General features: G+C 64.7%; 9 protein-coding genes. 4 read left to right on the top strand and 5 right to left on the bottom strand.

The window, feature by feature from the left end:
• Nucleotides 1-38: 38 nt before the first annotated feature.
• From purH to JQ507_33025, 3 genes are all read right to left on the bottom strand, one after another.
• Nucleotides 39-1,631 (bottom strand): bifunctional phosphoribosylaminoimidazolecarboxamide formyltransferase/IMP cyclohydrolase, encoded by a 1,593-nt coding sequence (gene purH, locus JQ507_33035; GenBank protein ID QRI69620.1) that lies wholly within the window; start codon nt 1,629-1,631, stop codon nt 39-41.
• Nucleotides 1,632-1,934: 303 nt separating this feature from the next.
• Complete coding sequence (locus JQ507_33030) at nt 1,935-3,686, bottom strand: heparinase II/III family protein (GenBank protein QRI69619.1); 1,752 nt, start codon at nt 3,684-3,686, stop codon at nt 1,935-1,937.
• 136 nt (nt 3,687-3,822) lie between these two features.
• A complete protein-coding gene (locus tag JQ507_33025) occupies nt 3,823-5,169 on the bottom strand; it encodes a methyltransferase domain-containing protein (protein ID QRI69618.1) in 1,347 nt (448 codons plus the stop codon).
• Nucleotides 5,170-5,355: 186 nt separating this feature from the next.
• On the opposite strand from JQ507_33025, the gene JQ507_33020 reads away from it, so the two are divergent.
• From JQ507_33020 to JQ507_33005, 4 genes are all read left to right on the top strand, one after another.
• Nucleotides 5,356-5,583 (top strand): DUF1674 domain-containing protein, encoded by a 228-nt coding sequence (locus JQ507_33020; GenBank protein QRI69617.1) that lies wholly within the window; start codon nt 5,356-5,358, stop codon nt 5,581-5,583.
• Nucleotides 5,584-5,772: 189 nt separating this feature from the next.
• Nucleotides 5,773-7,893: a chain-length determining protein gene (locus JQ507_33015; GenBank protein QRI69616.1), complete on the top strand. Its 2,121-nt coding sequence runs from the start codon at nt 5,773-5,775 to the stop codon at nt 7,891-7,893.
• A gap of 315 nt (nt 7,894-8,208) precedes the next feature.
• A complete protein-coding gene (locus JQ507_33010; protein ID QRI69615.1) occupies nt 8,209-9,522 on the top strand; it encodes a cellulase family glycosylhydrolase in 1,314 nt (437 codons plus the stop codon).
• Between the two features lie 105 nt (nt 9,523-9,627).
• Nucleotides 9,628-10,236: a thermonuclease family protein gene (locus tag JQ507_33005; GenBank protein QRI69614.1), complete on the top strand. Its 609-nt coding sequence runs from the start codon at nt 9,628-9,630 to the stop codon at nt 10,234-10,236.
• Nucleotides 10,237-10,287: 51 nt separating this feature from the next.
• On the opposite strand, the gene JQ507_33000 is transcribed toward JQ507_33005, so the two are convergent.
• Both JQ507_33000 and acs read right to left on the bottom strand, forming a co-directional pair.
• Nucleotides 10,288-10,803, bottom strand: a complete 516-nt coding sequence (locus tag JQ507_33000) for a L,D-transpeptidase (protein QRI69613.1) — start codon at nt 10,801-10,803, stop codon at nt 10,288-10,290.
• 365 nt (nt 10,804-11,168) lie between these two features.
• Nucleotides 11,169-13,115, bottom strand: a complete 1,947-nt coding sequence (gene acs / locus JQ507_32995; protein ID QRI69612.1) for an acetate--CoA ligase — start codon at nt 13,113-13,115, stop codon at nt 11,169-11,171.
• Between the last annotated feature and the right edge of the window lie 11 nt (nt 13,116-13,126).

The following is a 13,126-nucleotide window of genomic DNA, read 5'->3' as shown; positions in this document are numbered from 1 at the left end:
CGCCTCCTGATCTAGGCAGGGGCGACCATGCTGCTAGATCAATGCCGGAAATGCCGCACGCCGGTGAACACCATGGCGATGCCGTGCTCGTCGGCGGCCTTGATCACCTCGTCGTCGCGCATCGAGCCGCCGGGCTGGATCACCGCGGTGGCGCCGGCCTCGATGCAGGCCAGCATGCCGTCGGCGAACGGGAAGAACGCATCTGATGCGACCACCGAACCCTTGGTCAGCGGCTCGGCGAGCTTCAGCTCGGCCGCGGCATCCAGCGCCTTGCGCGCCGCGATGCGCGCGGAATCGACCCGGCTCATCTGGCCGGCGCCGATGCCGACGGTGGCGAGATCTTTGGCGTAGATGATGGTGTTCGACTTGACGTGTTTTGCAACGCGGAAGGCGAATTTGAGATCGCGCAGCTCGGCGTCGGTCGGCGCGCGCTTGGTCGCGACCTTCAGATTCATGTCCTCAACCACCGCATTGTCGCGGCTCTGCACCAAGAGGCCGCCGGCGACGGTCTTGGCGGTGAGACCGAGCGCGCGCGGGTTCGGCAGACCGCCGGCAAGCATGAGGCGCAGATTGCGCCGGCCGGCGATGATCGAGATCGCCTCCTCGGTCGCGTCGGGCGCGATGATCACCTCGGTGAAGATGCCGATGATGGCGCGCGCCGCGTCCGCATCGAGCGTGCGGTTGACCGCGATGATGCCGCCATAGGCCGAGGTGGAGTCGCAGGCCAGCGCACGAGCATAAGCAGTCGCGAGATCGGGACCCTCGGCGACGCCGCAGGGATTGGCGTGCTTGACGATGACGCAGGCCGCTGTGCGCTGCGGGTCGAACTCGCCGACGCATTCGTAGGCCGCGTCGGTGTCGTTGATGTTGTTGTAGGACAATTCCTTGCCCTGCAGCTGCCGCGCGGTGGCAACGCCCGGCCGCTTCTCCGGCGTGGCATAGAACGCCGCGGTCTGGTGCGGGTTCTCGCCGTAGCGCAGCGACTGGATCAGCCTGCCGCCGAAGGCGCGGAAGTCCGGCGCCTTGGTATCGAGCTGCACGGCAAACCAGTTCGAGATCGCGGCGTCATAGGCCGCGCTGCGCGCATAGGCCTTGGCGGCGAGCCGCCGGCGCAACTGAAGCGAGGTCGCGCCCTTGTGCACGGCGAGCTCGTCGAGCACCGCAGAATAGTCGCTCGCCTCGACCACCACGGCGACGTCGTCATGGTTCTTCGCCGCGGCGCGGATCATCGCAGGGCCGCCGATGTCGATGTTCTCGATGCACTCCTCGAAGCCGGCGCCTTTGTCGACGGTGGCCTCGAACGGATAGAGGTTGACGACCAGGAGATCGATCGGCGCGATGCCGTGCGAGGCCATCGCCGCGGCGTGCTCCTTGTTGTCGCGGATCGCGAGCAGGCCGCCATGCACCTTCGGATGCAGCGTCTTGACCCGGCCGTCCATCATCTCGGGGAAACCGGTGAGCTCGGAGACGTCCTTGACCTGCAGCCCGGCCGCCGCGATCGCCTTGGCGGTGCCGCCGGTCGAGACCAACTCGACGCCCTGGTCGGCCAGCGCCTTGGCGAAATCGATCAGTCCGGTCTTGTCGGAAACGGACAACAGAGCGCGGGTCACGCGGCGAAGCTGCTCGGTCATATCGGAAAATCCTTGGCGGTTAAGGCAGCCGGGTAGCATGGTTTTATGCGGCACGAAACCGGTTCCGGACGCCGATTCCCGGGAAATTGGCCCTTCACCCTGAGAGAATGTGAAGGGACGGCTCACAAACGTTCAGCGTCGTCCTGGCGTAAGCCAGGACCCATTACCCCAGCCGCTAGTTGTTGTCCGACGCTGGGGCCACCATCCCGCACACAATCAAATTTGGTGGTTATGGGTCCTGGCCTTCGCCAGGACGACGGGGTGGAGAGGCCGCGCGCTGCGGATCGCGCGTTTTCGCTGCCGCTACAGCGGCAGTTCCGGCTCGCGGCGGGCGTTGCGGCGGGCGTTGGTGGCGGTGGCCGAGGTCGAGGAGCGGACGAAGCTCCAGCGGATGGTGGCGGCGTGCCTGGCGTCCTGCCGGATCACGATCTGCGAGGTGCGGCGCGGGCCGTCATTGCCGGCCAGGAACACGCTGTCCTCGAGGTCGACCTTGTCGTCCATCGCCTCGAAGGTCCAGACGTCGCGGTTTGGCAGCACCAGCATCACGCCGCGCGCATCCGACAACCGGCTCGCCTTCACCGAAGGGTGCAGATGGAAGCGCAGCGCGAAATCGGCCTCGCTGCCCTTCATGCGGCCGCCCGGCGCCGGCGACAGCGAGTCCTCGCCTTCGAGTCGCGTGCCGTCCTGGGAGACCATCAGCACGCGGCGATGGATCACGCCGAAGCGGGAGAGATAGCCGTCATGCGAGGCGGTGAGCACGTCGCCGCCGGGAACGGCTTCGCGGTAGCTCTCGACATTGCTGGGCCCGCTGGTGATCGGCGCGCCGCGCAGCAGCCGCTTCATCGCCGACAGCTCGACGAACTGGCACGACGAGGTGTCGTGATAGGTCAGCGTCGAATGCGCTGCGGTGGAGCGCGCGAACGGCCGCCAATTGTCGCGCCCGGTCGACGGCATGCCGCAATTGACGACGATGCGGCTCGGTCCCGAGGAGAGCTCGAACGACAGGCAGCCGGCATGTGCATCCTGGCTGACGCTTGCCGGCGGCGGCGGACCGGTGTCGATGATCAGCGTGGTGTTGCCGGCATCGAGACGCTGGAAGCCGGTGTGCGGCATGCTCGCCATCGGCACGCCGCGGGTGTCGTCATAGGCGAGCAGCGTCGCGACCAGATCGGACGGCGCGGTCGACATGCCGTTGAACAGCGCGAAGCTGCCGTCGCCGTGCCGGAAGAAGCGCAGCATCGGCATCATGCGGTCGATCGCGTTGAGCAACGCCGGCGGCGGCGCGATGTTACGTGCCGCAAAGGTCTGCCGCAGCGGCAGGAGGTCGCTGAGCAGCTCGACCAGCGCGCCGGGATTGCGCGAGATGTGGCCGCCATCGGGCAGGATCTGGCGCTGCAATTCGTCCGACAGCCTGCGGGTCGCCGACTTGATATTGCGTGCCTGGTTGGCGAGGCAGAGCGAGGCGTAGCACAGCGCGATCAGCACCTGCAGCCGCGGCACGCCGTCATTGTCGAGCGTGGAGTGGCGCAGGTAGCGGATCTCGCGCGCCAGTCCGCGGAGATACTTGCGGTAGAATTTTCCATCGGTGTCGCCGAGCACCAGGGGAGCCTGCGACAGCAGCGAGATCACGCGCCGCGCGCGCACATCGGCGCGCCGTTCCAGCGGCCGCTTGCGGGCCTGGTTGGAGATCCAGTCGTCGACAAGCGAGCGGGCATTGGCGCGGGTCAGCGCGGTGTCGGCGGCGCGCAGATGGCGCAGCCAGCCGAAGCCGAGCAGGGCGGCTTCCCAATCCTCCGACGGCGGTTCCAGATCGAAGATCGAGCGGCCGTGGCAGGTGACGATCTTGCCGGCGAACACGAATCGCCCGGCATAGATCTCGGCAGCGCGGGTGGCGTCGGCGGTCCGCAGGTCGTGCGGCGCGATGATCAGCCGGTCGGTGCGGCCCGGCCACAGCCGCGACAGCGCGACCGTGCTGCCGCTGGCGCGCGCGAGCATGCTGCGGGCGAAGCGGCCAGCAATCAGCGTCGAGATGCGTCTGCTTTGAGCGACCGACACGCCTAACCTTGCGGGGAGGAAATTTTCAACGAATCCTTATTTAATCCGGAAACGCGGCCAAGACACCTTCTTGATCAAGAAGACACCCTCTTGATACCGCGCGAATCACTTCGAGCTTAGAAGGCTGAGGTTAAAATCAGGACTTAACCAGCCGGGCTGCGTAAAAGCCATCCAGCCCGCTCAGCCGCGGGTCGGCGTTGGGCAGGTGGCTCGGCAGGGTGCGCAGGTCGCCGTCGGCGGTAATGATGTCGTCGAGGCCGGCGACCTCGCTCTTCTCGACCGGCGCACGGCGCAGGCCTGATTCGCTTGCCAGCAGCGCGGCGATCGCGTGCTCGCCTTCCTCCGGCTCCAGCGAGCAGGTGCAGTAGACCAGCGTGCCGCCGGGCTTCAGCAGATGGGTGGCCTTTAGCAGCAGCCGCTTCTGCAGGGCCGAGAGCGCGGCGATGTCGCCTTCCTGGCGCAGCCAGGCGACGTCGGGATGCCGGCGGATGGTTCCCGTCGAGGTGCAGGGCGCATCGACCAGGATACCGTCAAAACTCGCGGCCTCGGCGGGCCATTCGGCCGCGTCGGCGACAACAGTCTCGGCCTGCAACGCCAGCCGCGTGAGATTTTCGCGCAACCGCGCGACCCGCGCCGGCGAGCGGTCGACCGCGGTGACCTGCGCGCCTGCCAGTGCGAGCTGAGCCGTCTTGCCGCCGGGCGCGGCGCAGAGGTCCGCGACCTTCTTGTCCTTGATGTCGCCGAACAGCCGCACCGGCAGCGCGGCGGCGGCGTCCTGCACCCACCATTGGCCTTCGGCAAAGCCCGGCAGCATGGTGACGGAACCCTGCAGCAGCGTGCGCACGGTTCCCGTCGGCAAGACCTCGCCGTGCAGGCGGCTCGCCCATTGCGCGGCGTCGGACTTCACCGTGAGATCGAGTGACGGCTCGTGGCCGAGCGCCAGCGCCATCTCGCGCGCGGTGGCCTCGCCGTAATGCGCGTTCCAGCGCGCCAGCATCCATGGCGGCAGGTCCAGCGTCTGCGTGCTGATCTCGTCGATCAGCCCCTGGGCCTCGCGCGCGCAGCGGCGCAGCACGGCGTTGACGAGCCCGGCATACTTCGCGGCACGGCGGTCCGACTGCACCAGCCGCACCGAGAGATCGACTGCGGCATGGTCAGGCACGTCCATCCAGAGGATCTGCGCGGCGCCGATCAACAGCGCGCTCTGCGCGCGCGGCGCATCGGTCGGGATGCCGCGATCGAGCAGGCGCGACAACAGATGGCCGAGCGTGCCGAGCTTGCGCAGGATGGTCGAGACCAGCCGGCGCATCAGCGCGCGGTCGCGATCGGCCAGCGATTTCAGGCCGGGATGCGCGCCGGCGCCGTCGAGCTGATCATCGAGTGTGCGGTGCTTGTGCAGCACGCCGTCGAGGATGTCGGCCGCGATGCGGCGCGCCGCGAGACCGGGGACTTCGGCAGGAACTGCAAATCTTGAAGGAGGCATGAAGCGGAGATATCTCGAAGGTGCTGAGTTACATTCGGCTCATGCCCATCAACTCGAAAACACCTCTGGCATGCGAATATGCCAAATGTAAGAATCGCCTCGCGGATTTCTTGATCGTGATGCCGTCACCGAGCCAGCACGGAAGTACGAATTCGCAGGCGGAAAGTTTTGCCAAGAAGGCTTGCCATGTCTGAGAAATCGCCATCGTCAACGCCGCCGGAACCCGCGCCGCGCAAGCCGCTGACGCCGGCCGCGCAGCGCGCGCTCGCCGAGGCCGCGGCGCGGCGCAAGGCTGCCGAGGAGCTGGCCGCGAACGATGCCGCCGCACGCCCGAAGGAATTCCAGGGTCCGAAGGGTCCGGAACCGACCCGTTATGGCGATTGGGAAACCAAGGGCATCGCCTCGGACTTCTGAAGCGGGATTCCGGACAACAATCGACGCAAGCAACATGCCGCCGAACATGAGCTGATCATGGAAGAAAGCCGGGGGGCATTGTAAGCATATCATGGTATCTAATTACCAAGTAACCCGCGATTAACCGTACTCATCATACGTTGCGGGGCAATCGCCCTGTGTGTTGAGTTAACTAGGTTGGAATGCGGCATGTCGATTCAGCAGACAGAGGGAGCAACAGCACCCTATCGCGACCTGTCTCAATCCAGCGACAAGGTCTCGGAGGGCGTCGACCTGAAGGATGTCATCGGCATCCTCTTGCGGCGCAAGCACTGGATCTTTGCGATATGCGGGGCGTTTTGCGTGGTGGCGGCCACGTATCTCATGATCGCGCGACCGGCCTACACCGCGGTAGCCCAAGTTTACGTCGATCCCCGCGATCGCCCAACGCCGCAAGAAGGATCGGCGGCCCAGAACTCCGTGCCTGGCGACGGCCTGCTCCTCGTCGAAAGCCAACTGAAGATAATCACCTCGAACGAAGTCCTGACGCGTGTCGTCGATGAAACCGGACTGGCCAACGACCCCGAGTTCAACGGCAAAGGCGGCCTCGGCTCGAAGATCAGGTCGCTGTTCGGGATGGGGTCATCCGATCCGCCCGAACTGACGGCATTGCGGAATCTGCGCCTGAAGACGGCAGTGAAGCGAAACGACCGCTCCTTCGTCATCGACATCATGGTTTCCGCGGACACGGCGGCACGAGCAACAAGGCTCACCGAAGCCGTGGCCAATGCTTATCTTGAGGAGCAAGCCAAGGCGAATTCCACCTTCAATCGCCGCATTTCAGAGGCGATCACCTCACAACTGGCGCGGATGCGCGATGCAGTGAGCCAGTCGGAGCGAGCTGTCGCCGCTTACAAGGCCGCCAACAATCTGGTCGGCACCCGCAACAGGCTGGTGACGGATCAAGAGCTCGACGAAGCCAATACCCAGCTGACCAATGCCAAGGCCAAGCTGAGCGAAGCGCAGGCGCGCGTCAAACTGATCGATGCCATCGTCTCCGGCGGCGCAGGCCTGGAGGCTCTGCCCGAGGTCGTGCAGTCCGGTACGATCACACAATTGCGCGCGCGAGCGGCGGACATCGTCCGCGACGAAGCGCAGCTGGCGCAGATCAACGGTCCCAATCACCCCGCGCTGCAGGCGGTCCGGGCGCAGCTTCGTGACGTCCAGACCGCGATCAAGGACGAGGTCAAGCGGATCGCCGAGGCGGTCCGTTACGTCGCGACGAGCGAGCGGACGAATGTCCAGGAACTCCAGGCGCGTTTCGATTCGCTGAAGGCGTTGTCGCAGACGAACGACAAGATCATCGTGCCGTTGCGCGAACTGGAGCGCAAAGCGGACTCCGATCGCGCGGTCTATGAGATGTTTCTGGCGAAAGCCAAGACTGCACACGAACAGCAGGTCGTCGACACCACGAATATCCGGTTGATTTCCCCTGCGTCGCCGCCCCAACGCAAGAGCTGGCCGCCGACCATGATCATCATGGCCGCGGCGCTGTTCGGCGGGTTGACGCTGGGCGTTGCCGCGGCCCTGGCGCGGGACAGTCTTGCTGCGCGCGGCCGGCGACTACCAAAGCCGAACGAGGTGCCGCCGGGACCGGATGAGGTGCCGCCGAGACCGATCGGAAAGCGCATCGACCCGTCAACGTCATCGCTGCACTCCATCCTCCGTCCTGCCGCGGCGAGTCGCCAAGAACAGTTGTCGCGTCTTTCGGCGGAACTGCTCGCAGCGCCTGCGGGCCGTTCCATCCTGCTGGTTCGCACCTCGGAAGAAGAATCGCTCAGCCTGATCGCACTGGAGTTGGCGCGCGCCGTCGCCGAGACGGAACAGAAAGCCATCGTCATCGACGCCGATCTGATGCAGCACCCGGTCACATCGCGTCTGCGTTTCGACCAGCGGCCGGGAATTCGCGATATTCTGGCCGGCACGTCGTCGATCAGCGATGTGGCCTGTCCGCTGGGCAAGACCAACATCAAAATCGTCCCTGTTGGCCTCGCGGCAATGGTTCCACCGGATGACCGGATACTGAACACACTCTCCGAGGCGCTGAACGAGGCGCGCGATTTCGATCGCGTCATCATCGATGGCGGCGAACTCGGCAGCACGTCGTCCGAATACGGACTGTACGCCATGGCTGACGAAGTCATCTTCCTGGCGTCGACCGGCGATAGCAGGATCGATGACGTCCTGGTTCATGCTGACTTGTTGCGACATCATCGGATCAAGGCGAGGACGATCTTTATCGAACGCAACGCAGAGGCGCTGGTCGCGTGAGCGCGAAAGGGCACGTCATCGGCGACGTGAATTCGACGTCACGTCCAGCGTCGCTCGATGGAACTATTCGACTCGGCTTGCCTTTTGCCGGCCCCGCATTCGAAAGATGCAAGCCGTCGATGTTGTTCCGCTATTCTTCGTATCCGCAAATGTCGGGATTTTCTCTTCCTGTATGAGGCGTTCAAGCGGCTCGAGCCGCGTGTGGTCATCCCGATGGCAAATCTGCTGCTTTGTCTTCGCCATCCTCATGATCGCTGTTTCAACGCTGTTCCGCAGGGAGGATGTGCGAACGCAGTGTGTGAGCTGAGGTGAGACATGGCCGGACTTGCGCTGGACCATCACATGGATCCGCCAGCCATCATCATGCGGGCGGCCGACAGCCGGGGCGCGGCGCAGGCAGGGCGACGCCTGCCCGCCGGCTTTTTGAGCACAGCGGGGAGTCAGATCGTTGACAACGCCGGCCGCAACGTGCGCATCGCCTCGATCGGTTGGAACGGCACCGACGGCCGCCCTGGTGCAACACTCTCCGGCCTGTGGCGCGTCAGCTACAAGACCGTCCTGGACTCCATCGCCGCGGCCGGATTCAACACCGTCCGCATCCCCTGGACCGACGCGGGCCTGAATGCACCCCTCGACGGCTACAAGGACGAGCTCGGCTGGGTCAACGCGACGTTGAACCATGATCTGGTCGCAAGTCAGTCTCCTGACCCGGCCGGGCGCTACAGATTTGTGACGACCCTGCAGCTGTTCAAAAAGGTCGTCGCTTACGCCGGACAGATCGGCCTGAAAGTGATTTTCGACCATCACAGCAACCAAGGGACGGCAGGGCAGCAGAAGAACGGTCTTTGGTACGACCTCGGGCCGGGATCGGATGGGACCGACGGGGTCATCACCGGCAAGGTGACCGCGGAAACGTTCAAGCGGAATTGGCTTCAGATGGCGCGGACATTCGCAGGAAACGCGACGGTCATCGGCTTCGATCTGCACAACGAGCCGAACGGCGACCGGGGGCACATCACGTGGGGAGACGGTGGGCCAACCGATATCAAGGCCATGTGTGAGAGCGTCGGCTCGGCGATACAGTCGATCAACAACGGTGTCCTGATCATTTGCGAGGGGCCTGAATTCTACGCACCGCCGCCGCCGGCATCGGGCATGGATCCGAGATACGCCGCACCGGCGGGCAATTTGACTGCGGCGGGCGCCAATCCCGTGAGATTGCCGATTCCGAACAAGCTTGTGTACTCGGTTCACGAATACCCGGATGAGGTTTCCGACATTGCCCGATGGGGGCTGGCCGAAGCCGGATCGGACTACGTCGATCGAATGAACCGCACCTGGGGATATCTGGTGCGAGACAATATCGCGCCGGTATGGATCGGCGAGATGGGATCGTCGATGAGGACGCCCGTCAGCCGAGATTGGGCCTGGACGCTGATCCGCTACATGAACGGCGAATATGCCGATCAGGGCGGCCCCCGCTTCGACGTAGGTCAACAACCCATCAGCGGCAGCTGGTGGGTGATCGGTCCATCCGATGATCCGCCCTATGGTCTGCAGACGAGTTGGGGAATCGGAAACTATCGTCCCGAGCAGCGCGAAATTACGGATCGCATGTTGATGCGGTAGGCTAAGCTGGCCGAATTATCGCGGCAACGACGGCCGGGTTGATTTCGGGCCGGTTCTCAAGATGCCGTCCAGGTCCAGCGCTTTGTCGAGGTCATCCCGCCGAACATGCCCCCGTACGAAAGAACAAACGCCTCTCGTGCGCAGGGACGTCCGCCGTTCAGCCGATCGCCTTTGGGGCGGCGTTTCTCGACGGCGCTGCCATGGGTGTTCGTTCTCGGCATCGCCGCCGGCAGCATGTTGCCGATCCGCCGCTGGGCGCCTGAATGGGTGCCTTTGCCGTCGCACTGGTCGTTGAGCCGGTCGCGCGATGCCGATGTGATCCGGCAGCGGGCCGGCGCACCTGACGTTCGCCATGCTGTCGATGTCGTCAGGACGATCGATGGCGACACGTTCGAGGCGCGGGTGCATCTCGCGCCGGGGCCCGATCTGTATACGCGGGTCCGGCTGCGCGGCATCGATGCGCCGGAGCTGAAGGCGTCTTGTGCGCGCGAGCTGCAGATGGCGCAGGCGGCGACGGTGGCGCTGCGCGATCTGCTCGGCCAGGGCGATGTCACGATCTACAATATTGGTCCCGACAAATATCAGGGACGCGTCGTCGCCGATGTCGCGACGAAGAAGACCGACAACGTCTCGGCGGCGCTGCTCGCTGCCGGCCATGCGCGCGCCTACAACGGCGGGCACCGCTTCGGCTGGTGCGGATACTTCGGGCGCTAAACAAAAAAAAGCCGCGCATCGGCGCGGCTTTTCGGTGAAACGCTCGCGCAATCAGCGGGTGACGACGACGGTCGTGCCGACCGAGACGCGCGAATAGAGATCGGTGATGTCGGGGTTCAGCATGCGGATGCAGCCGTAGGAGACGAAGCCGCCCACCGAGCCCGGCACGTTGGTGCCGTGGATGGCGTATTCGCCGCCGGCCAGCGTCATCGCGGCGACGCCCATCGGGTTTGCCGGCGAACCGCCGGCGATCACGTTCGGAATGCTCGGCTTGTCGCGCTTGACTTCGGCGGGCGGCGACCAGGCCGGGTTGCGATACTTGCCGTCGATCCGGGTGGTGCCGGCCCACTGCTTGCCGGACTTGCCGACGCCGACCGGGTAACGCATCGCGTGGCCGGAATCGAGAATGAGATAGAGCCGCCGTTCGTTGGTCTTCACCACGATGGTGCCCGGCTCATAATTGTCAGCGTGGATCCCGACCATTTCCGGCCGTGCCTCGGCCGTCTGCGACATCAAGACAACGGCACCAAGGGTGGCAGCGAACGCCACCGCAAACTTCATCGACATCAACCTCTCCACTTCCCAACAGCTCCCGCTGGGGAGCCAAAAACCAAGATGCAGAGCCCTGAAAAAACCGGGCCCGCCGGTCTCGCGCACGCAATGTTAACCGCGTGTCTTAACCGGGTGGTTTCACGCCGGCCGCGAGACACGTCCAGATGGCGGGCAGAAAAGGAAAAGTTGGGATCAAAGTAAATGACTTGAAAACAACACTTGGCCACAAACGCGCCGCACTGGCGCCTTGCCTCTGACAATCCCGTGAAATGGCCGATTCCAGCGCGTTTTCGAGCGACGTGGAGAATGCGAAAGGCCGCGGCAGTGATCGCGCGCGGCCCTTCTTGGCTTTCCGATACTGTCGTGGCTGGCCTTTACGCCTACGCGCCCTTCTTGTTCTGCCGGTTCTGCACGAGGTCATCGACCACGGCGGGATCGGCGAGGGTCGAGGTGTCGCCGAGGCTCGACGGCTCATCCTCGGCGATCTTACGCAGGATGCGGCGCATGATCTTGCCGGAGCGCGTCTTCGGCAGGCCGGGCGCGAACTGGATCAGATCCGGCGAGGCGATCGGGCCGATGTCCTTGCGGACCCAGGCGACCAGTTCCTTGCGCAGCGCCTCGGTCGGCTCGGTGCCCTTCATCAGCGTGACATAGGCGTAGATGCCTTGGCCCTTGATGTCGTGCGGATAGCCGACGACAGCGGCTTCCGACACCGCCTCATGTGCGACCAGCGAGCTCTCGACCTCGGCAGTGCCCATGCGGTGGCCCGAAACGTTGATGACGTCGTCGACGCGGCCGGTGATCCAGTAATAGCCGTCGGCGTCGCGCCGGCAGCCGTCGCCGGTGAAATACTTGTTCTTGTAGGTCGAGAAATAGGTCTGCTCGAAGCGCGCATGATCGCCATAGACTGTGCGCATCTGGCCCGGCCAGGATTTGATCAGGCAGAGATTGCCAGAGGTCTCGCCCTCCAGCGTCTTGCCGTCGGCGTCGACGATCTCGGGCACCACGCCGAAGAACGGCCGCGTCGCCGAGCCCGGCTTCAGCTTGGTCGCGCCGGGCAGCGGCGTGATCAGGATGCCGCCGGTCTCGGTCTGCCACCAGGTGTCGACGATCGGACAGCGGTCGTCGCCGACCACGCGGTGGTACCACTCCCAGGCTTCCGGATTGATCGGCTCGCCGACCGAGCCGAGCAGGCGCAGCGACTTGCGCGAGGTCTTCTTCACCGGCTCGTCGCCGCCCTGCATCAGCGCGCGGATCGCAGTCGGCGCGGTGTAGAAGATGTTGACCTTGTGCTTGTCGACCACGTTCCAGAAACGCGAATTGTCCGGGTAGTTCGGCACGCCCTCGAACATCAGCGTGGTCGCGCCGTTGGCGAGCGGCCCGTAGAGGATGTAGCTGTGGCCGGTGACCCAGCCGACGTCGGCGGTGCACCAGTAGACGTCGCCCTCGTGATAGTCGAACACGTATTGATGCGTCATCGACGCGAATACGAGATAGCCGCCCGAAGTGTGCAGCACGCCCTTCGGCGTTCCGGTCGAACCCGAGGTGTAGAGGATGAACAGCGGATCCTCCGCCTTCATCGGCTCGCACGGGCATTCATTGGTCACCATCTCGGCGGCCTCGTGATACCAGAGGTCACGCGTCGGATTCATGTCGACCTTGCCGCCGGTGCGCTTCACCACCACGACCCAGTCGACGCCGCCGACTTTTTCGATCGCGGCATCGACATTGGCCTTCAGCGGCACCTTCTTGCCGCCGCGCAGGCCCTCGTCGGCGGTGATGACGACCTTCGAATCGCAGTCCTTGATGCGCTGGGCGAGGCTGTCGGGCGAGAAGCCGCCGAACACCACCGAGTGGATCGCGCCGATCCGCGCGCAGGCCAGCATGGCGTAGGCGGCTTCCGGAATCATCGGCAGATAGATCGTGACCCGGTCGCCCTTGCCGACGTTCCGGGTGCGCAGGATGTTGGCCATCTTGCAGACTTCGTCATGCAGCTGGCGGTAGGTGATGTGCTTGGACTCGGAGGGATCGTCGCCCTCCCAGATGATCGCGGTCTGGTCGCCGCGCTTCTCCAGATGGCGGTCGATGCAGTTCCAGGCGACGTTCAGCTCCCCATCCTCGAACCATTTGATCGAGATGTTGCCGGGCGCGAAGGAGACGTTCTCGACCTTGGTGAATGGCTTGATCCAGTCGATCCGCTTGCCGTGCTCGCCCCAGAAGCCGTTCGGGTCCTTGACCGAGCGCGCGTACATCTCGCGATATTTTGCGTCATCGACGTAAGCACGCTTGGCCCAATCGGCCGACACGTCATAGATCTTCTCGGACATAGGTTTCCTCC

It is taken from the genome of Bradyrhizobium sp. PSBB068 (assembly GCA_016839165.1).
Lineage (GTDB): Bacteria > Pseudomonadota > Alphaproteobacteria > Rhizobiales > Xanthobacteraceae > Bradyrhizobium.
The sequence above is the reverse complement of the archived record's forward strand: the minus strand, read 5'-3'. Positions and strand labels throughout refer to the sequence as shown.

Excerpts from the sequence above, each read along its gene's own strand:
- JQ507_33015 (QRI69616.1), top strand. The coding sequence starts at position 5,773 with ATGTCGATTCAGCAGACAGAGGGAGCAACAGCACCCTATCGCGACCTG.
- JQ507_33000 (QRI69613.1), bottom strand. The coding sequence starts at position 10,803 with ATGTCGATGAAGTTTGCGGTGGCGTTCGCTGCCACCCTTGGTGCCGTT.
- JQ507_33025 (QRI69618.1), bottom strand. The coding sequence starts at position 5,169 with ATGCCTCCTTCAAGATTTGCAGTTCCTGCCGAAGTCCCCGGTCTCGCG.
- acs (QRI69612.1), bottom strand. The coding sequence starts at position 13,115 with ATGTCCGAGAAGATCTATGACGTGTCGGCCGATTGGGCCAAGCGTGCT.
- JQ507_33010 (QRI69615.1), top strand. The coding sequence starts at position 8,209 with ATGGCCGGACTTGCGCTGGACCATCACATGGATCCGCCAGCCATCATC.
- JQ507_33005 (QRI69614.1), top strand. The coding sequence starts at position 9,628 with ATGCCCCCGTACGAAAGAACAAACGCCTCTCGTGCGCAGGGACGTCCG.
- JQ507_33020 (QRI69617.1), top strand. The coding sequence starts at position 5,356 with ATGTCTGAGAAATCGCCATCGTCAACGCCGCCGGAACCCGCGCCGCGC.
- purH (QRI69620.1), bottom strand. The coding sequence starts at position 1,631 with ATGACCGAGCAGCTTCGCCGCGTGACCCGCGCTCTGTTGTCCGTTTCC.